Genomic DNA, 18220 nt, shown 5'->3' with positions numbered 1-18220 from the left:
ATCACTGGCAAGGCTCTTGCTTCGCCACTCGGCCACAGGAGCCATTCGCCATGAGCCGCAACGACGTTACCGAAAAGATCATCACCGCCAAGGTGTTGAAGGGCATCAGCTGGGCGAGCGTCGCCGAGAAGGTCGGGCTGTCGAAGGAATGGACCACCGCGGCCTGCCTGGGCCAGATGACGCTGACGGCCGAGCAGGCCGACATCGTGGGCGGCATCTTCGACCTGAGCGAGGACGACAGGAAGTGGCTGCAGGTCGTGCCCTACAAGGGCTCGCTGCCGTCGGCCGTGCCGACCGATCCGCTCATCTACCGCTGGTACGAGCTGGTGAACGTGTACGGCACCACGATCAAGGAACTCATCCACGAGGAGTTCGGCGACGGGATCATGAGCGCCATCGATTTCTCGATGGACCTGCAGCGCCAGAACGACCCCAAGGGCGACCGGGTGCGGGTGGTGCTGTCGGGCAAGTTCCTGCCGTACAAGACTTACTGAGCCGCCTTCAGCGCGTCGGGCCGGCCCGGCGCGCCGCTGGCTGCTGCAGCACCACATCACTCAGCGCGTAGGCCGCGCAAGGCAGCACGTAGCCCTCGATCTTCTCGTCGCGGCTCAGACCCGGCCAGTCGATGCGGTAGGTCACCTCGCCGGAAGTCTTGAGGCAGAGGCAGGCCCGGCAGGTGCCGTTGCGGCAGGAGCTCGGCATGTCGATACCGGCGCGCTCGGCGGCCAGCAGCAGCGGCACATCGGCGGGGGCGAGCGCCTGCCAGCCCTGCGGCTCCACGCGCAGGGTGAAGGTCGTGGCAGCGGCGGCTGGCTTCAGTTCCATGCGGCACGGGAGCGTTCGCGCACGCCGGTTTCCATGCGGGGCGCGGGTTTGGGTACGGCGCCGCCGGCCGGCGGTGGTGGCCAGAAGACCTGGTCGAAATCGAGCAGGTCGCGTTCGTCGATGAAGCGGCTGCGCGCGGCGTACAGGTGGCGGTCGCCGTTGCGGCTTTGCTGGGTGACGTAGAAGCGGTGCGGCACGACCAGGTGCAGGTGTTCGCGGGCGCGGGTCATGGCGACGTAGAGCAGGCGGCGTTCTTCCTCGATCTCGGCGCTGTTGCCGGTGGCCATGTCCGAGGGAATGCAGCCGTCGACCACGTTGAGCACCGACACCGAGGTCCACTCCTGGCCCTTGGCCGAATGGATGGTGGACAGGATGAGGTAGTCCTCGTCGAGCATCGGCACGCCGGACTTGTCGCTGGTGGATTCGGGCGGGTCGAGCGTGAGTTCGGCCAGAAAGCGCTCGCGCGACGGGTGGGCCGCCGCCAGCCGCACCAGCTGCTCCAGGTCGGCTTGGCGCGGCTCGGCGTCTTCGTGCAGACGCTGCAGGTGCGGCAGGTACCAGGCGAGTGCGCGTTCGGCGTCGCCCGGCCACACGGCCTGCTGCGCGTCGCGCAGGCTGGCGTAGAGCGTGGCGAAGGCCTGCCACTCGCCGGCCAGCCCGGGCCGGGGCTGCCAGGCCAGCAGCACCGAGGCCGGATCGGCGTGGGCTTCCATGGCGTCGAGCAGCCGGGTGGCGGTTGCCGCGCCCAGGCCGGGCAGCAGCTGCAGCACCCGGAAACCCGCCAGCCGGCTGCGCGGGTTCTGCGCGAAACGCAGCACCGCGAGCAGGTCCTTCACGTGCGCGGCTTCCAGGAACTTGAGCCCGCCGAACTTCACGAACGGAATGTTGCGGCGGGCGAGTTCGAGCTCCACCGCGGCGCTGTGGCTGGCGGTGCGGAACAGCACCGCCTGCGAGGTGAGCCGCAACCCGCCTTCGCGCAGCGCCAGGGTGCGCTCGGCCACCCAGCGCGCCTGCTGCATCTCGTCGGGCACCACCACCAGTTCGCTGCGGCGGGTGGAGACCTTGTCGGTCCATAGGCGCTTGGCGTGGCGCTCGGCGGCGCGGCCGATGACCGCGTTGCTCACCTGCAGGATCGGCTGGGTGGAGCGGTAGTTGCGCTCGAGCGCGATGACGGTGGCCGGTGGCTGGAATTGCGCGGGAAAGTCCAGGATGTTGCGCACCGTGGCGCCGCGAAAGGAATAGATGGCCTGCGCGTCGTCGCCCACCACGGTGAGCCCGTCGCCGCGCGGTTTGATGCCGAGCAGGATCGCGGCCTGCAGCCGGTTGGTGTCCTGGTATTCGTCGACCAGCACATGGTCGAATCGCTCGCCGAGCAGGGCGCCCAGGGCGGGGTCGGCAGCCATGTCGGCCCAGAAGAGCAGCAGGTCGTCGTAGTCGACGATGTTCTGCTGCTGCTTGGCGTCGACGTAGGCGCCGAACAGGCGCTTGAGCTCGGCTTCCCATTCGGCGCACCAGGGATAGGCGTCGCGCAGCACCTCGGCCAGCGGCGCGCGGGTGTTGACGCAGCGCGAGTAGATGCCCAGGCAGGTGCCCTTCATGGGAAAGCGCCGGGCGGTGGCGGAAAAACCGAGCTCGTGGCGCACGATGCCCATCAGGTCTTCGGCGTCGCCCCGGTCGTGGATGGTGAAGTTCTCGTCGAGGCCGATGGCGACAGCGTGCTCGCGCAGCAGCCGTGCGCCGACGCCGTGGAAGGTGCCGGCCCAGGGCAGCGAAGGCGTGGTGCCCTGCACGCCGGCGGTGCCGAGCACCTTCTGCAGCACGCCGCCCACGCGGCGTTCCATGTCGACTGCCGCGCGGCGCGAGAACGTGAGCAGCAGGATGCGTTGCGGATCGGCGCCGTGCAGCACCAGGTTGGCGACCCGGTGGGCGAGGGTGGTGGTCTTGCCGGAGCCGGCGCCGGCGACGATCAGCAGCGGGCCGCCGGCCGCGCGACCGGGGGCGGCGAGGTCGGCCTGGGCGTCGATACCGAACCAGACGGCCTCGCGCTGGCGATCATTGAGGGCGTCGAAGGCGGCGGCGGCCGTTGGGGGGAGCGGGCGGGACATGGCGGATTCGGTGAACCCGCTACTGTATATCCGTCCAGATCGAAGTTGCCTATAAATCCAGCACCAGGGTCGGGGATCGAGCGCGCGAACAACACAAGGCGACCTGGGTCTGCGCGGCCATTTCGGCGCTGGTCTGGTAGCGGTCGCGGTGGTCGGCCTCGCCTTCGAGCAGCGGCGTGAGGCAAGTGCCGCACACGCCCTGTTCGCACGAGGTCCACACGGTGACGCCCACGCCTTTCAATACGTCGGAGATGCTGCGGCCGACCGGTATTTCCACGGTCACGCCGCTGCGGGCGGCGCAGACGGTGAAGGGGCGGTCGCCGGCCGCTTCCGCCGCGTCCGCGTCGTCCGGCCCGGCCTGGAAATGCTCCTGGTGGTAGTGCGCTGCCGGCCAGCCGAGGCGCGCGGCACCGGCTTGCGCCGCCGCCATGAAGCCGGACGGCCCGCAGGCGTAGACGTGGGTGTCGGCACGCGGCGCGCCGATCGCGGCGGCGAAGTCCAGCCGTGGAAGCGGCGCGAGATCGTCGTCGGCGTAGATGATCACCCGGTCGGCGAAAGGCGTGCCCTGCAGCAGGTCGGCGAACGCGGCATCGGCGCGACGCCGCACCGCGTAATGCAGTCGGAACGGACGCCCCGACCGATGCAGCCGCCAGGCCATCGACAGCAGCGGCGTGATGCCGATGCCGCCGGCCAGCAGGATCGCCCCGCTGCGGCCGTCGGCCAGCGGAAACAGGTTGCGCGGCACGCCCAGCGTCCATGGCGCACCGGGCGCGGCGCTGCCGTGCGCGGCGAGCGAGCCGCCGCGCGAGCCTTCGGCCAGCAGGATGGCGAGCTGGTATTCGGAGTCGTCTTCCGGATCGCCGCACAGCGAGTACTGCCGCACCAGTTGCGTGCCCAGGTGCACGTCGACATGCGCGCCGGGCTCGAAGCGCGGCAGCGGCGAGCCGTCGCGGGAGCGCAGCCGCAGGTGCAGCACGCGGCCGGGCAACACGGTGGCGGCGGAGACGATGGCATCGAGCGTCATCGGCCGGCCTCCGTGGCGTTTGGACTCGCCAGGCGCAGGGCGGCGTGGACCGCCCGCGCGAGCATGCCGTCGGAGGTCGCATAGCTTTCAGCCACCTCGAAATGGTCGAGGCCAGGTGCGGTGCGGCGGTCCATGAGCAGGCCGCGACCGGCCAGGGCCGTGGCGAAGGCATCGGCCTGGAGCTGCATCAGCGCGTTGTCCTGTTCGCCGGTGCCGACGAAGACCGGGCAGGCGATGCGGTCCATGTGGCGGATCGGGCTCAGCGCCAAGGCTTGCGACGCGTCCAGCCGCAGGTAGGCATTGCGGGCGCTGCGGGCGACGGGTTCCAGGTCGTAGAAGCCGCTGGAGCAGATGGCCGCACGAAGGAAGTCGGGGTCCAGCCCGAACTCGGCGCGCCAGTCCGCCGCCAAGGCCAGCGCCAGCAGGTGCGATCCGGACGAGTGGCCGGCCAGCACCAGCCGCCGGCCGTCGCCGCCGTAGTCCGCCGCATGGCGATGCACCCAGGCGATGGCCTGGCGCACCTGGGCGGCCATGGCGGCCAGGGTGACGTCGGGGCAAGGCGCGAAGTCGATCGGCACGAAATGCGCGCCGGCTTGCACCACGGTCTCTGCCGCGAAGCTGTTGGTTTGCTTGCTGCCGGAGCGCCAGGCGCCGCCGTGCACGAAGACGACGATCGGGGCGGGCTCGCTGGCCTCGCCGGGCGACGCCGGCTGCGGCGCGTACCAGTCCAGCCGTTGCGCGGCATCCGGGCCGTAGGCGATGTCGGCGCGGTGCGGCAGGCGCGTGCGCAAAGCGGCGCTGGCCCGGGCGTAGCGGGCGAGGGCGGCGTCCATGTCGCGCGCCCACACGCGCTGGTCGAGCAGGCGGTCGAGCGTGGCCTGGTCGATGGCGTCCGTGTCGAGCGTGGTGGTGTCGAGCGAGGTCGTCATGCCGCGACTCCCATGGCCTGGTCGAGCAGGGCCGACACCCGTTGGCTCTGCGCGGCGGCGGCCGCGGTGAGGCCGGGCAGCGTGGTCTGGCGGCGGTCGGCCAGTCCGCGCAACTCGCCCACGATGCGGCCCGGCCGCGCGGCCATCACCACGATGCGGCTGGCCAGCTGCACGCTTTCGATCACGCTGTGGGTCACGAAGACGACGGTGCAGCCGAGCTGCCGCCACAGCGCGGCGAGGTCCTGGTTGAGCCGGTTGCGGGTGATCTCGTCGAGCGCGGCGAAGGGCTCGTCCATCAGCAGCAGGCGCGGCCGGGTGACCAGCGCGCGGGCGATGGAGACGCGCATGCGCATGCCGCCGGAGAGCTGGCGCGGATAGGCGTCGGCCGCGTCGCGCAGGCCGACCAGCGCCAACGCTTCGTCGATGGCGCCGGCCACCTGGGGGCGTGGCACGTCCTTCAGCTGAAAGGGCAGGTAGACGTTGTCGGCCACGCTGGCCCAGGGCATGAGCGTGGCGTCCTGGAAGACGAAGCCGATCTCCGGGCGCTGGCCGTCGCCGCCCCAGCGCAGGGCGCCGGCGTCCGGCGGTGTGAGGCCGGCCAGCAGCCGCAGCAGGGTCGACTTGCCGCAACCCGAGGGGCCGAGCAGGCAGAGGAAGTCGCCGGGATCGATGTCGAGATCGATGTCGCGCAGCGCAGGCGCCCGGGCGCCGGGAAAGGTCTTGCCGATGCCGCGCAGGCAAGCCAGGGCGTTGTCGGAATAAACAGCAGATGTCATGGCGGATGGTTTTCCCGGCTCAGTGCTCGTGCACGGTTTCGCTCTCGTGCCAGTGAGCCAGCAGCCGTTTCTGCACCAGCGTGGTCACGCCCCACACCGCCACGCCAAAGAGCGACAGCAGCACCAGCGCGGCGAACATGCGCGGCACGTTGAGCATGCTGCCGCTCTCCACGATCGCCCAGCCCAGGCCGCGCGCGGTGCCGCTGCCGGCGACGAATTCGGCGACCACCGCGCCGATCACGGCCAGACCCGACGAAATGCGCGCGCCGGTCAGCACGTAGGGCAGGGCGGCCGGCAGCTGCAGGTAGCGGAACCGCTTCCAGCGCGAGGTGCGGTAGAGGCTGAACAGCTCCGAAAGTCCCCGGTCGACCGATTTCAACCCGGCCACGGTGTTGGCCAGGATCGGAAAGAAGGCCACCAGCCAGGCCAGGATCAGCAGCGCCAGCCAGACGCGGTCGAGCCCCACCCAGATCATCACGATGGGTGCGATGGCCACCACTGGCGTGACCTGCATCACGATGGCGTACGGCCACAGCGTCATCTCCACCGTGCGGTTCTGTGCGATCAGCACCCCGGCCAGCAACCCGCTGGCCAGCGCCAGCGCGAAGGCGCCGAGCGTGACGGCGGCGGTGTTGGCCAGGCTCCACAGCAGGCCGGTGCTGTCGGCCCAGAAGGCGGCGGCGATGGCGCTGGGCGCGGGCAGCACGAAGGGGGCGATGTGCAGCGCGCGCACCAGTGCCTCCCAGGCCGCCAGCGCGAGCGCGCCGGCCGCCAGCGGCAGCCAGGTCGAGGGTCGCAGGCGACTGCGCAGGGAGGGCGGCAGCGCAGCTGCAGGGGCCGCGCGGACGGTGCCGAGCGATAGCGGATTGGCGGCCATGGGGTCTTTCAGGCGGGTTGTTGCTCGACGGCACGCGGCGGCGTCACCGGTGCCCAGGGCGAAGGTGCGCGCTGCTCGGTCTCGCCCGCCTCGGCCAGCAACGACATGAACATGCCGCGCATCACCAGGCCGGGCCGGTCGGAGGCCATGTGCAGCTCTTCGCCATCGACCACGGCCAGCGGCACGTCGGGGTCGCAGCTCTCCAGGATCGCCTTGTCCTCCAGCGTCACCGCGCGGTCGAAGGCGATCACGCTGGCCGCGCTCGCCTCCTGCTCGGTGTCGTTGCGGTAGACCCACTGCAGGATCATCGAGCGCCGGTCGTCGATGGGCGTGGCGCAGGTCACGATGACGTGCGCCAGCCCGTTCGGGTAGCGGATGCCGGTGCGCCGCACGAAGGGCATGAACCAGGCGGAGGTCTGCTCGCGCACCGTTTCGGCCTCGTCGCTGCCGATGGCGCGCTGGGCGGTTTCTCCGCGCACCACCACGCGGTAATGCGTGGTCGCCTCGAAGCCGTACTTGCCCTGCGCGGTGATCCGGTAGAGGTTGGGTCGCGGGTCCTGCACATCGCCGAAGGTGGCGCGGTGCACATAGGCCACGTGTGCGTTGTCGAAGGAATTCTCCATGAGCCGCAGCGCGCCGATGCCCCATTCCTCGTGGAATTCGTCGATGCGGCGAAACGCCGGGTCGGCGTCCTGCGGCAGATCGGGCAGGTCGGCCAGCGGCTCCTGGCCGGGCGCGGCGAGCGTCACCCACACGTAGCCGTAGCGCTCCTGCACCCGGTAGGCCGGCACGCAGGCATTGGCCGCGATGGGGGTTCCGGCCGGCTGCTGCGGGACGCGCACGCAGCGGCCCTCGGGCGAGAAGGTCCAGCCGTGGTAGCCGCAGACCACGTCGTCGCCCTCCAGAAAACCGAGCGACAGCCGCGCGGTGCGGTGGCAGCAGCGGTCGCGCAGGCAGGCCGGCTCGCCGTTGGCGGCGCGCCAGAGCACGATCGGCTCGCCCAGCAGGGTGAAGGGATGCAGTCCGCCGTCGTCGAGCACGGCGGCCGGCATGACCGGGTACCAGAAGCGGCGCAGCGCCGTCTGTCGGGTGATCAGCATGGCGCGGCTCCTTATCGCGCGACGGCGATCTGCAACTCGGGGCGCAGACGGCTTTCGGTCTCGCCATGGGCGGCGAGCAGCTCGCGCATGCGGCGGCGGATGGTGAGGCCGGGCCGGTCGGAGCGCATGGCGATCTCTTCCTCGCGGGTGGGCACCAGCGGAACGTCGTATTCCATGCTTTCCAGGATCACCCGGTCCTCGTCCACGATGATCCGGTCGTAGGCGGTGGCGGCCTCGAAGCTGACCTCTTCCTCGGTGTCGCTGCGAAAGCAGAACTGCACCAGCATGCAGCTCTTGTCGTCGATCGGCGTGGCGCCGGTGAAGAAGGTGCACTGCAGGCCCGATGGGTAGCGGATCGCCAGGCGGCGCGAGAAGGGCATGAACCACTGCGCCGTCTGGGTGCGCTGGGTCATCTCGCCTTCCACCCGCAGGGCTTCGGCCGCGCCGGTACGGTTCATGGCGCGGTGGCTGCGCTCGGCCACGTCGAAGCCCTGTTCGGTCTCCTCGAAATGCAGCGCCTCCTGCACCACGTCGGTGATGTCGCCGAACGAATGGCGATGGGTGAAGGCGATGTGCGAGGTGTCGAACGAGTTCTCCATGACCCGCATCGAGGCGCACTGCCAGACCTCGCAGAACTGGTCGAGCCGGCGCAGGCTGGCGTCATTGGCTTCCGGCAGTTCGGGGATGGGCGAGAGCGGATCTTCCAGCGCCACCCAGACATGGCCGTAGCGCTCGGCCACGTGGTAGGAGTCGATCGACAGGCCGGTGGGCTTGCCCTGCTGCTCGGGCGCGGCCTGCGGGATGCGCATCACCTGGCCATCGGCGCCGTAGGCCCAGCCGTGGTAGGCGCAGGTGATGCAGTTGCCCTCGACATAGCCGCGCGAGAGCTTGGCCGAGCGGTGGCAGCAGCGGTCGCGCACGGCGCCCAGACTGCCGTCGGCGGAACGCCAGACGACGATTTCGGTGTTGAGCAGGGTGAAGGGCTGCGGGCCGGCGTCGAGGCGGGCGACCGGCATCAGCGGGTACCAGAAGCGGCGCAGTACGGGGTGGGCGGTCTGAAGCATATTGGTATCTCGTGGGGACGTGCGGGCGCGTGCGCCCGAGGCCGCGCTGCGCGGCGATCGGTGCTGTCACGGCCTGCGATGAACAGGAAAAAAGGAGGCGAATCGCGCGGCCCGGAGGCCGCGCCGGTGGTCGTCGGGCCGGCCTTACCTGGGCGAGGGCCCGCGGTTGACGAACTGCAGCGTGTAGGCGCCCTTGGTGTCGGTGCCGGCGGGGAACACGCCCTCCTGCACCAGCACGTTCATGTGGTCGGCCCAGCGCTGGTCCGACATGGCACCGATGCCCAGCTTGGCGGTGGTGGCGTCGGCGACGATGTTCATCGACAGCAGACGCTCCCGCGCGAACTTCAGCAGCCCGTCGGTCATCTGCGGATCGCGCTGCTTGATCAGCGCCATCGCGGGCTCCGGGTTGCCGTAGAGAAAGCGCTGCCAGCCCTCGGCCGTGGCGTCGACGAAAGCCTGCACGGCGGCGGGCTTGGTCTTGATCCACTCCTCCGGCACCACCAGCAGCACGCCGTAGCTGGCATAGCCGTAGTCGGCCAGCAGGAACGAGGTGGTCTCGGCCTTCTGTTGCGCGGCCAGGTATTCCGTGGAGGTGACGAAGCCCTGCTGGATGGCCGTGGGGTCCGACAGGAAGGGCGCCAGGCTGAAGGCGAACTTGCGGATCTGCGTATCGCTGAAGCCGTACTTGGCGCGCAGCCACGGCCAGAAGGTGGTGGCCGACCCGGTGGAGATCATGACGGGCTTGCCCTTCATGTCGGCCAGCGAGGCGATGCCGTTGCCCTTGTGCGTGATGAGTGTCTGCTGGTTCTTCTGCGCGAAGGCGGCCACCGCGGTCACCGGTGCACCGGCACGGCGCAGGTTGACCACCGCGTCGTTCGACTGCACCAGGGCGAAGTCGACCGCCTTGGCCGCGAGCAGTTGGGAAGCATTGATACCGGGGCCGCCCTCACGCAGTTCGACGGTGACGCCGTACTTGTCGTAGAGGCCCTCGGCTACGGCCTGGTAGAAGCCGCCGTAGTCGGCCTGGGCTGTCCAGCCCGTGAGAAACACGATCTTTTCCTTGGCTTGTGCCACCTGGGGAAGCCAGGCTCCCAACACGCAGGCAGACGCCGCCAGGGCAAGATTGATCTTGCGTTTCAATTCATGCCATAACACCCTTTTCACCATACGTCTCGCTCGTACTGTGCAACCGCGCGGTGCGACATGCACCGTACCCGCCCAGCCTCTTAGACGCCCGGTACGTACAAAGCAATGGATGTGCCAATGACCCTGCTCGCCGGTTCCGCCTCCTGGACCGACCCCACCCTGCTCACGCCGGGGCTCTTCTATCCGCTCGACGTGCACACCGCCGAGCAGCGGCTGCGCTTCTACGCCTCGCGGTTTCCGATGGTGGAGGTCGACTCCACTTTCTACGGCCTGCCCCACGCCGGCAACGCGCAGCTGTGGGCCGAGCGCACGCCGCCGGGCTTCGTGTTCGACATCAAGGCGTTTCGAGCCTTCACCGGCCACGACGTGCCGTTGTCGGCCCTGCCGCGCGAGCTGCGCTCGCAGGTCGGCACCCGCGACACGGTGCACTGGCGCGACATGCCAGCCGAGGTGCGGCAGGAGCTGTGGTGGCGCATGCGCACCGCGCTGCATCCCCTGCAGGCGGCGGGCAAGCTCGGCGCGGTGCTGTTCCAGTTCGCGCCCTCGGTGCGGCCGGGCGCGGAGGTGGAGACGCATCTGGAGCATTGCGTGGACATGATGGCCGGCGCTACCGTGGCCTTCGAGTTTCGCCACCGCAGCTGGTTCGAGGGGCCGCAGGCGCGGCGCACGCTGGCGATGTTGCGGCAGCTGGAAGTGGTCAACGTGGTGGTCGACGCGCCGCAGGGCGACTTTTCCAACAGCGTGCCGGCGGTGTGGGAGGCGACGCATCCCGAGCTCGCCATCGTGCGGCTGCACGGGCGCAACGTGTCGGCCTGGAACAGCGCATCGGGCGCGTCGTCGGGCCGCTTCAACTACGTCTACAACGACACCGAACTGCGCGCCATGCTGCCGGCGATCCGGCGGCTCGAAGAGCAGTCCGGCCAGGTGCACGCCACCTTCAACACCAACTACCGTGACCAGGGCCAGGCCAACGCACGCAAGCTGCTGACGCTCTGGTATGGCGCCGGCACGACGGCGCCGGCCGACCCCTTCGACCTATCGGACCTGCATTAGCAGCACCCAGGGCTGGTCGTTGAAGCTCGCGTCGGGCGCGGCGGCGCGTTCGCGGTAGGCGGGCGACAGCAGCGGCGGCAGGGCCGCGTCGGCCTGCGGCTGCAGCGCCAGATGGCGCAGCGTGACCGACTGCAGCACGTTGCCGCCGATGGCCTGCATCGACAAGCCTGCCGTATCGACCTGGACCACCACCTCGCAATGCATCGGCAGCGAACGGCCGCTGCGCAGCGCCTGTTCGAGCGCGCCGAAGGTGTCGACGAAGGCGGCGCGTGCGCGGGTGTTGCAGACCAGGTCGCCGGGCCGGGGCGGCGTGGTGGCGAGGTCGCAGGCCCGGTAGGCGCCGGCACCGGTGGCGGCATCGGCTTCGGCTCGTCGGGTGGCGAAGCCAGCGCGGGCGTAGTCGGCGTGGGCGTCGGAAAACCTGAACTCGTTGGGGCCGAAGCCGGCCGCGCGCATCAGGTAGCTGATGAAGACTGCCGACCATGGGTTGTCGACCAGGGCGGCGCGGGTAAGGGAAGTGTCGAGCGCGTCCGTTTCGCGTGCGCTCAATCCCAGGCCGATGCCTTCGCCGCCGAAGGTGGACAGCCGGGCAGTGCTGACGGAGCGCACCGATTCGCGCAGCAGGGCGATGCGCTGCCAGCGGCTGCCGCTGTCGCGCACCTGGCCGGGTTCGTCGGCCGACCAGGCCTGCCAGTAGCGCTGCACCTTGCGCCAGGCGGGCTCGGTGTCGTCGGCGTCGCGGTCGAACTCGGCTTCACCGTAGCCGGAGCGGATCAGGCGGCCGGCGCTGTCGATTTCCTGGCGTCCGAAGCCGGCGTGTTCGGCGCGAGCCGAGGCGACGAGGGCGGCGACGCGCGGGTCGCGCGACGGCTGGCGGGCGGTGTCGGCGCAGAGGGCGTCCACCTCGGCCGCCTGTGCCGCGCAGACCATGAGCCCGGCGAGCAGGGCCGCCAGGCGCGCGCGGGTTCGGCGATGCACCGGCGGCTGGTGGGTACGCCGCCTAGAAGGCGACGTACGGCCCGTTGCCCAGCGGGGTGCTGCGGTCGATCACGGCGGTGAACACGCTGCGGCCGTAATAGAAGGGCAGGCCCCAGAGGAAGCCGGTGGTCGAGCCGATGGTGCCGCCCACGTCCGGCAGCACCGCGGTGCTGTTGGAGCTGGTGAACATCTGCGATGCGTTGGCGATGCGGAAGCTCACCGTGCCGTTGACGCCGTTGGTGCCGCTGATGGCGGCCGACAGCGTCAGCGTGGAGGCGGGGCAGTAGAAGCTGCTGCTGCTGCCGGTGCAGCGGGGGATGCTGGTGTCGCTGAAGAAGTAGAAGTTGGAGCCGCTGTCGAAGGCGGTGCGGCTGTAGGTGCGGCCGTTGTAGGCCGAGCTCAGGTAGCCGGTGTTGCGGTCGAGCCCGTAGGCCACGGCCGAGCCGACGGCGTTGTTGGAACGCGTGCCGATGCCCAGCACCAGCGAGCCCGCCACGGTGACCTGGCCGCTGGCCGAAACCGCCGGGAACTGGATCATCGAGCCGTTGTTGTCGGTGGCCATCATGGCGATGGGGTGGGTGATCTGCTGCGTCAGCGGCGCGGTGGCCGGGGTGCACGACGCGCCGCTGGTGCAGGCGTAGTAGGCGGCGGCGATCGGAGAGTTGACGCAGGCGGCGCCGCAGTCCTGCACGAACTGACTGATGCCCAGGATGCCGTTGGCGCCCAGGTCGGCCACGTTGTTCTGCGAGCTGCCCGTGGCCGAGCAGGCGGCGGGCACGGTGGGGTAGGCCGGGTCGGCGATCACCTGGATCGGCAGCGCGGACGCGGTCAGGCCGCCGAGGGTGACGTCGGCGGTGCGCACCGAGCCCCAGGTGTAGCCGCTGATGAAGGTGGCGCACTCGGCATACGGGGCGCCGGCGGTATTGGCCTGCAGCGGAAAGTTGCCCGGCGTGCCCAGCGCCGAAGCCAGCAGGCGCAGCCCGGTCGAGCCGGTGTCGACCAGCACGTGGTCGATGGTGCGGCAGTTGCTGCTGGAGCCCGGCGGGCAGACGGTGACGGTGGCGTAGGGCAGGTTGGCGATGCGGCTGGAGACGCCCGGGGGGCCGCTGTCGACCACCAGCGGCACCACGTTGCTGGCCGTGACACCACCGCCGCTTCCACCGCCGCCGCCGCTGGAGCTGTCGGAGCCGCCTCCGCCGCCGCAGGCCGCGAGCGCCAGGGTCAGAGCAGCGGAAAGCGCCAGGCCACCGGCGCGCAGTCGGGCGAGCGAGAACAGGGCGGTGGGGTCAGCGGATCGCATCGGTGTCGACTCCGTTAGGCAGTTGCGGGGTGAGATAGGCGCGGCCGGCGAAAGCGCGCATGTGGCCGGTGGAATCGAAGACCAGGCCGGACGAGTCGCCCGTGGGGCGCAGCTCCATCGGGCCGCGACGTCCTTCACGGTTGCGGCTGCGGGCGCTGCTGTCGATCGAGTCGAAATGCTTTTCGCCGAGCAGTTGCTTCAGGTCGGGCATGGCCGGGCCTTCCCAGGCCACACCGAAGACCAGGCCGGTAGACGACGACAGGTATTCGCGCACCACGGTCGTCGAGGGCAGGGTGAAGCTGCGCACGGTATAGCCCACGCCGGCGTTGTTGGCGCCTGCGGTGGCGCTCATGGCGACGCGGTCGGTTTCGATGGAGGTTTCGGTGCCGCCGAGCGTGGCGAAGGCCAGCGAGGGAAGCAGGCCGGCCGCGAGGGCCAGCAGGCCGATCGTCCGGCGTTGAAACGAAAGGCGGGTCGGGAGGTCCATGGGGCGTTGGTCCGTGAAGGGCTGGGCTGCCTCGGATTCTGGCACGTGACTTTCGTGCACGGTTCCGGGGCAAGCCCGGAGTAGGGATTTGCGCGGGCCCGCCCGGCTCAACGCCAGAAGTCGCGGTGCGGTGCAGCCATGGTGTCGACCAGCGCCGGCACCGGGCCGATCACCTCGACCGGACGCTGGCCGCTGGCGAAAACGTCGCGGCAGGGCAGGGCGAGCGTGGGGTTCTCGGGGTGGTCGCCGGTGAGCGCGAGCAGGGTGGTTTCTTCCGCGCCGTACACCACACGGCCGATGCCGGCCCAGTAGATGCTGCCCGCGCACATGGCGCAGGGCTCGAAGGTGGTGACCAGGGTGCAGCGCGCCAGATAGGCGCCGGGCCAGCTCGACGCAGCCTGCCGCGCGAGCGTCGACTCGGCATGGTTGACCGTGTCGATGTTGCCCTGCTCGGCCAGCACCGTCTCGCCGTCCGGCGCCAGCAGCAGCGCGCCGAACGGGTGGCGGCCCATGGCCATCGCGCGCAGCGCGACCGCGTTGGCGCGCAGCAGGGCCGCTTCAATCTGCGCAGGTGTCATGCCGGCGGACTCAGTGGCCGGACGAGCCGCGGTGCGCCCAGGCGGTCGTGCGCTTCTCGATCACGCTGAACAGCTCGTACATCGCCATCGCCATCGCGCCCACCACCAGCAGGCCGGCGAAGGCCAGGCCCATCTGCATGGAGGAGCCGGCGGAGATCAGCAGGTAGCCGATGCCCTCGTTGGCGGCGGTCATCTCCGACACCGTGGTGCCGACGAAGGCCAGCGTGATCGCCACCTTGAGCGAGCCGTAGAAGTAGGGCATGGAGCGCGGCAGGCCGACCTTCATCAGCACGTCCCAGCGCTTGGCACCCAGCACCCGCAGCACGTCTTCGAGTTCGGGCTCCAGCGTGGCCAGGCCGGTGGCGATGTTGACCATGATCGGAAAGAAGCTGATCAGGAAGGCGGTAAGGATCGCCGGGCCGACGCCGATGCCGAACCACACCACCAGGATCGGCACGAAGGCTGCCTTGGGCAGGGCGTTGAAGGCGGTCATCAGCGGGTAGACGGCGGCATAGGCCAGGCGCGAACTGCCGATGACGAAACCCAGCAGCACGCCCACCACGATGGCGATGCCGAAGCCCACCATCGTCACCCAGAAGGTGCGCCAGGCGTGGCCGGCGATGATCGCCTTGAACTCCACCAGCTGCGACCAGATGCGTGCCGGGCTGGGGAAGATGAACTCGGAGACTTCGAAGGCGCTGCAGACGATCTGCCAGAGCGCCAGCACCACCACCAGCAGCAGCCAGGGCGACCAGCGTTCCATCTGTTTGTTGTTGAGCTTCATGGCGTGGGTGGAGTGCTTATTGGGGGACGGCGGTGGCGCCGCCGACGGGCGTGCGGATGGCGCCGATGTGGCTGCGCAGTTCGAGCACGATGTCGGTGAATTCCTTGGTGTAGGTCAGCTCCAGCGGACGCGGGCGCGGAAAGTCGATCTCGCGCTTGTTCACGAAGCGTCCGGGGCTCTTGCTCATCACATACACCGAGTCGGCCAGGAACACGCTCTCGCGCAGGTCGTGGGTCACCAGGATCACGTTGAAGCCCTGCTCGGCGTGCAGGTCGCGCAGGATGCACCACAGTTCCTCGCGGGTGAAGGCGTCGAGCGCGCCGAAGGGCTCGTCGAGCAGCAGCATCTTGGGCTCGTGAATCAGTGCGCGGCAGATGCTGGCGCGCTGCTGCATGCCGCCGGAGAGCTGCCAGGGGAACTTGTCCTCGTAGCCGGAAAGCCCCACCTTCTGCAGCAGCTTGCGGGCGCGTTCCTCGTATTCCTTCTTCTTCTGCTTGAAGCTGGAGCGGTAGGGCTCCACGATCTCCAGCGGCAGCAGCACGTTTTCCATGGTGGTGCGCCAGGGCAGGAGCGAAGAGGCCTGGAAGGCCATGCCCGAGATCTTGAGCGGCCCGGTCACCGGTTGCCCGTCGATCAGGATCTTGCCCATCGAGGGCATGCGCAGCCCGGTCGTGAGCTTCATGAACGTCGACTTGCCGCAACCCGACGGCCCGACGATGGCGATGAACTCGCCCCGCCTGACCTGCAGGTCGATGCTCTCCACCGCGAAGTGGTTCGCGCGGAGCAACTCCTCGTTGTAGGCGAGCCAGACGTCGCGGAAATCGACGAAGGGAGGTTCGGTGAGCGTGTCTTGCATGACAGATCCGATCGGTTCAACAGGGCGCGGCTATTCGTGATTTCAGAGAACGCCGCGGGGTGGCTTGGCCTACCCCCGCCAGCGTTGCCCCCGGCAGGGAGTAGGCGGCTACACGAAGTGAGCAAGCCCGGGGGAGACCAACCCATCGACCCCGCCAGCGTTGCCCCCCGGGTAGGGGGTGAGCGTCTACACGGAGTGAGAAAGCCTGGGGGCGAGCTACTTCTTCAAGATGGCCAGGTCCGCCGCCGCCGGCAGGTAGGCCGAGCTCCACACCGTTTCCGGGTTGACCCGCGTCTTGGTCGCGAACGCGTCCGACACCTGCGAGGCCATCAGCGACAGGCGGCCCGGCACGACCTGGCCGAAACCTTCCGAGCGCGCGTCGGCGCTGTTGATGACGGTGTCGATCGCCAGCTTCAGACGACGGGTTTCCAGTTCGCTGTTGACGATGCCGTCGCGCGCCTTGACCGTCTCGATGGAGGCGGCCGGGTTGGCCAGCACGTCCTTCATGCCCAAGGCGAAGGCCTTTAGGAAGGCTTTGACGGCTTCCGGCTTTTCCTTGAGGAACTTGGGGTTCACGATGATCGCGTTGCCGTAGAGCTTCACGCCGAAATCGGGGTATTGCAGCACCACCACGTCGGCCGCCTTCACGCCGCGCGCTTCCAGGTTGAGCAGCGAGGTGAAGGTGAAGCCGGTGATCGCGTCGATGTCGCCGCGCACCAGCATGGTTTCGCGCAGCGGTGGATCCATGGCGGTCCAGGTCACCGGGCCGATCTTGTTGGCCGCCGAGAAGATGGGGTAGGCGCGGCGGCCAGCGTCGAACACCGGCGCGCCGAGCTTCTTGCCGGCCAGGTCGGCGGGCTTGGTGATACCGGACTTTTTCAACGCCATCACCGAAGCCGGCGTGTTGTTGTAGACCATCATCACCGCGACCGGCTTGTTCGGTGCGTCGGGGTTGTTGGCGTGAAACTCCATCAGCGAGGCCATGTCGGCAAAGCCCATGTCGTAGCTGCCCGAGGCCACGCGCGTGACCGTGCCGCCGGAGCCGTTGCCGGCGTCCACCGTCACGTCCAGGCCTGCCTGCTTGAAGTAGCCTTTGGCGACCGGCACCAGGAACAGCGCCGCCGGGCCCTCGAAGCGCCAGTCGAGCTGGAATTTCACCGGCGTCACGGGCTGCGCCAGGGCCGGTGCGGTGCCGAACGCGGTGAGCGCGGTGGCCAGGAGGGATGCGAGGAAACTGCGTTTTTGCATGACGTCGGGCTCTGGGAATGAGTGGGCGATGACGCCATGGCGAGCAAGAACGATGCCCGATGCACGCAGCATTCGTGCACACGGGTGTATACGATTTTTGCGTGCAGCGTTCGGCCAAAAGTGCATGCGATGGTGCAAGGCCGACCCCGGCCGCCGCCCCTTGCCGGGGCGCGGCGCACCGCAGTGGTTCGCGTGGGCGGTGCTCTGTTTCGGCTATTGCTCGGTATAGCTCACCATCAGTCCACCGTCGACGAAGAAGGTGCTGCCGGTCACATAAGCGGCTTCGTCGCTGGCGAGAAACGCGGTGAGCGCGGCGACCTCGTCGGGCTGACCCAGCCGGCCAAGCGGTATTTTTTTCTCCAGCGGCCGCAGCAGCTCGGGCGAGTCGAGCAGATGCTGGTTGATCGGCGTGGCGATGGCGCCGGGCGCCACGTTGTTGATGCGAATGCCCAGCTTCGCCAACTCGCCGGCCAGGTCGCGGGTGAGCATGCGCACGGCGCCCTTGCTCGCGCAGTAGGTGGCGAAATGCGGGAAGGGCAGGTCTTCGTGGACCGAACTCATGTTGACCACCGCGCCTGGCTTGCCGGCGGCCTTGCGGTGCTTCACGAAAGCCTGGGTGCAGAAGAACATGCCCTTGACGTTGGTGTTCATCACCAGGTCGTAGTCTTCCTCGGTGGTTTCCCAGAAGTCGCTGCGGCGCTCCACGCCGGCGTTGTTGACCAGCACGTCGAGTCCGCCGAGCGCCTCTATGGCCTGCTCGACCAGCGTGGTGGCCGATGCGGCGGTGGTGACGTCGGCGGCGATGAAGACAGCGCGCCGGCCCATCGCCTGCAGTTCCTTCACCAGCGCGACCGTCGCCTCGCTTTCCTTGCGGCCGTTCACCACGACATCCGCGCCTTCGCTAGCCATGCGTCGGGCGCAGGCCGCGCCTATGCCCGAGCTGCTGCCGGTAATGAGGACGGACTTGCCGGAAAAACGTGCCATGGGAGGTTTCCTTCGTGCGTTGGCGGGCCGGCCGGATGCCGACCCCGAAACCTCGTTTTTTAACGAGGCATCGGCGCACGGCGGGCCGGTGCCGCGCCTGAAAGCA

19 protein-coding genes are annotated in these 18220 nt (G+C 69.3%); 2 read left to right on the top strand and 17 right to left on the bottom strand.

Going from position 1 to position 18220, the window contains the following annotated elements; all coding sequences use genetic code 11:
- Positions 1-50 precede the first annotated feature (50 nt).
- Complete coding sequence (gene cynS / locus R9X41_RS18635; RefSeq protein WP_318631933.1) at positions 51-494, top strand: cyanase; 444 nt, start codon at positions 51-53, stop codon at positions 492-494.
- A gap of 7 nt (positions 495-501) precedes the next feature.
- Here the strand turns inward: cynS and R9X41_RS18630 are convergent, their stop codons facing one another.
- From R9X41_RS18630 to R9X41_RS18590, 9 genes are all read right to left on the bottom strand, one after another.
- Positions 502-825: a 2Fe-2S iron-sulfur cluster-binding protein gene (locus tag R9X41_RS18630; RefSeq protein WP_318631932.1), complete on the bottom strand. Its 324-nt coding sequence runs from the start codon at positions 823-825 to the stop codon at positions 502-504.
- A complete protein-coding gene (locus R9X41_RS18625) occupies positions 816-2930 on the bottom strand; it encodes an ATP-dependent helicase (RefSeq protein ID WP_318631931.1) in 2115 nt (704 codons plus the stop codon). Before R9X41_RS18625 ends, R9X41_RS18630 begins: the two co-directional genes overlap by 10 nt.
- Positions 2931-2979: 49 nt before the next feature.
- Complete coding sequence (locus tag R9X41_RS18620; RefSeq protein WP_318631930.1) at positions 2980-3954, bottom strand: PDR/VanB family oxidoreductase; 975 nt, start codon at positions 3952-3954, stop codon at positions 2980-2982.
- Positions 3951-4883 (bottom strand): alpha/beta hydrolase, encoded by a 933-nt coding sequence (locus R9X41_RS18615; RefSeq protein ID WP_318631929.1) that lies wholly within the window; start codon positions 4881-4883, stop codon positions 3951-3953. The genes R9X41_RS18620 and R9X41_RS18615 overlap by 4 nt, the downstream gene beginning before the upstream one ends.
- The gene (locus tag R9X41_RS18610) at positions 4880-5659 is read right to left on the bottom strand and encodes an ABC transporter ATP-binding protein (RefSeq protein WP_318631928.1); all 780 of its coding nucleotides are present in this window, start codon (positions 5657-5659) and stop codon (positions 4880-4882) included. The genes R9X41_RS18615 and R9X41_RS18610 overlap by 4 nt, the downstream gene beginning before the upstream one ends.
- Positions 5660-5678: 19 nt before the next feature.
- On the bottom strand, positions 5679-6536 hold the full coding sequence (locus R9X41_RS18605) for an ABC transporter permease (protein WP_318631927.1): 858 nt from the start codon (positions 6534-6536) through the stop codon (positions 5679-5681).
- An 8-nt stretch (positions 6537-6544) separates the two neighbouring features.
- Positions 6545-7636 carry an aromatic ring-hydroxylating dioxygenase subunit alpha gene (locus R9X41_RS18600; RefSeq protein ID WP_318631926.1) on the bottom strand — a complete coding sequence of 364 codons (1092 nt, stop codon included), beginning with the start codon at positions 7634-7636 and terminating at the stop codon, positions 6545-6547.
- A gap of 11 nt (positions 7637-7647) precedes the next feature.
- Positions 7648-8700 (bottom strand): Rieske 2Fe-2S domain-containing protein, encoded by a 1053-nt coding sequence (locus R9X41_RS18595; RefSeq protein ID WP_318631925.1) that lies wholly within the window; start codon positions 8698-8700, stop codon positions 7648-7650.
- A 144-nt stretch (positions 8701-8844) separates the two neighbouring features.
- Entirely contained in the window at positions 8845-9840 is a 996-nt protein-coding gene (locus tag R9X41_RS18590; RefSeq protein ID WP_318631924.1) for an ABC transporter substrate-binding protein, read from the bottom strand.
- 123 nt (positions 9841-9963) lie between these two features.
- Between R9X41_RS18590 and R9X41_RS18585 the strand changes: the two genes are divergently transcribed.
- Positions 9964-10899, top strand: a complete 936-nt coding sequence (locus R9X41_RS18585) for a DUF72 domain-containing protein (protein WP_318631923.1) — start codon at positions 9964-9966, stop codon at positions 10897-10899.
- Here R9X41_RS18585 and R9X41_RS18580 read toward each other — a convergent pair.
- From R9X41_RS18580 to R9X41_RS18545, 8 genes are all read right to left on the bottom strand, one after another.
- Positions 10882-11877 carry a DUF2272 domain-containing protein gene (locus tag R9X41_RS18580; RefSeq protein WP_318631922.1) on the bottom strand — a complete coding sequence of 332 codons (996 nt, stop codon included), beginning with the start codon at positions 11875-11877 and terminating at the stop codon, positions 10882-10884. The genes R9X41_RS18585 and R9X41_RS18580 overlap by 18 nt on opposite strands.
- Before the next feature lie 22 nt (positions 11878-11899).
- Positions 11900-13177: a DUF3443 domain-containing protein gene (locus R9X41_RS18575; RefSeq protein WP_318631921.1), complete on the bottom strand. Its 1278-nt coding sequence runs from the start codon at positions 13175-13177 to the stop codon at positions 11900-11902.
- A complete protein-coding gene (locus R9X41_RS18570) occupies positions 13164-13664 on the bottom strand; it encodes a DUF2844 domain-containing protein (RefSeq protein ID WP_318631920.1) in 501 nt (166 codons plus the stop codon). Before R9X41_RS18570 ends, R9X41_RS18575 begins: the two co-directional genes overlap by 14 nt.
- A 107-nt stretch (positions 13665-13771) precedes the next feature.
- A complete protein-coding gene (locus R9X41_RS18565; protein WP_318631919.1) occupies positions 13772-14242 on the bottom strand; it encodes a nucleoside deaminase in 471 nt (156 codons plus the stop codon).
- Positions 14243-14252: 10 nt separating this feature from the next.
- Positions 14253-15026 (bottom strand): ABC transporter permease, encoded by a 774-nt coding sequence (locus R9X41_RS18560; protein WP_318631918.1) that lies wholly within the window; start codon positions 15024-15026, stop codon positions 14253-14255.
- Positions 15027-15042: 16 nt separating this feature from the next.
- Positions 15043-15882, bottom strand: coding sequence for an ABC transporter ATP-binding protein (locus R9X41_RS18555; RefSeq protein ID WP_318631917.1), 840 nt, complete (start codon positions 15880-15882; stop codon positions 15043-15045).
- A 216-nt stretch (positions 15883-16098) separates the two neighbouring features.
- Complete coding sequence (locus R9X41_RS18550) at positions 16099-17130, bottom strand: ABC transporter substrate-binding protein (RefSeq protein ID WP_318631916.1); 1032 nt, start codon at positions 17128-17130, stop codon at positions 16099-16101.
- A 213-nt stretch (positions 17131-17343) separates the two neighbouring features.
- The gene (locus R9X41_RS18545; RefSeq protein ID WP_318631915.1) at positions 17344-18114 is read right to left on the bottom strand and encodes an SDR family NAD(P)-dependent oxidoreductase; all 771 of its coding nucleotides are present in this window, start codon (positions 18112-18114) and stop codon (positions 17344-17346) included.
- Positions 18115-18220: the final 106 nt, after the last annotated feature.

The sequence above is a fragment of the Xylophilus sp. GOD-11R genome, assembly GCF_033546935.1.
GTDB lineage: Bacteria > Pseudomonadota > Gammaproteobacteria > Burkholderiales > Burkholderiaceae_C > Xylophilus.
This window is presented reverse-complemented; position numbering and strand designations above follow the sequence as displayed.

Coding starts and splice junctions, on each gene's coding strand:
- R9X41_RS18585 (WP_318631923.1), top strand. CDS start 9,964: ATGACCCTGCTCGCCGGTTCCGCCTCCTGGACCGACCCCACCCTGCTC.
- R9X41_RS18570 (WP_318631920.1), bottom strand. CDS start 13,664: ATGGACCTCCCGACCCGCCTTTCGTTTCAACGCCGGACGATCGGCCTG.
- cynS (WP_318631933.1), top strand. CDS start 51: ATGAGCCGCAACGACGTTACCGAAAAGATCATCACCGCCAAGGTGTTG.
- R9X41_RS18620 (WP_318631930.1), bottom strand. CDS start 3,954: ATGACGCTCGATGCCATCGTCTCCGCCGCCACCGTGTTGCCCGGCCGC.
- R9X41_RS18625 (WP_318631931.1), bottom strand. CDS start 2,930: ATGTCCCGCCCGCTCCCCCCAACGGCCGCCGCCGCCTTCGACGCCCTC.
- R9X41_RS18610 (WP_318631928.1), bottom strand. CDS start 5,659: ATGACATCTGCTGTTTATTCCGACAACGCCCTGGCTTGCCTGCGCGGC.
- R9X41_RS18560 (WP_318631918.1), bottom strand. CDS start 15,026: ATGAAGCTCAACAACAAACAGATGGAACGCTGGTCGCCCTGGCTGCTG.
- R9X41_RS18575 (WP_318631921.1), bottom strand. CDS start 13,177: ATGCGATCCGCTGACCCCACCGCCCTGTTCTCGCTCGCCCGACTGCGC.
- R9X41_RS18565 (WP_318631919.1), bottom strand. CDS start 14,242: ATGACACCTGCGCAGATTGAAGCGGCCCTGCTGCGCGCCAACGCGGTC.
- R9X41_RS18605 (WP_318631927.1), bottom strand. CDS start 6,536: ATGGCCGCCAATCCGCTATCGCTCGGCACCGTCCGCGCGGCCCCTGCA.
- R9X41_RS18550 (WP_318631916.1), bottom strand. CDS start 17,130: ATGCAAAAACGCAGTTTCCTCGCATCCCTCCTGGCCACCGCGCTCACC.
- R9X41_RS18545 (WP_318631915.1), bottom strand. CDS start 18,114: ATGGCACGTTTTTCCGGCAAGTCCGTCCTCATTACCGGCAGCAGCTCG.
- R9X41_RS18600 (WP_318631926.1), bottom strand. CDS start 7,636: ATGCTGATCACCCGACAGACGGCGCTGCGCCGCTTCTGGTACCCGGTC.
- R9X41_RS18595 (WP_318631925.1), bottom strand. CDS start 8,700: ATGCTTCAGACCGCCCACCCCGTACTGCGCCGCTTCTGGTACCCGCTG.
- R9X41_RS18555 (WP_318631917.1), bottom strand. CDS start 15,882: ATGCAAGACACGCTCACCGAACCTCCCTTCGTCGATTTCCGCGACGTC.
- R9X41_RS18615 (WP_318631929.1), bottom strand. CDS start 4,883: ATGACGACCTCGCTCGACACCACCACGCTCGACACGGACGCCATCGAC.
- R9X41_RS18630 (WP_318631932.1), bottom strand. CDS start 825: ATGGAACTGAAGCCAGCCGCCGCTGCCACGACCTTCACCCTGCGCGTG.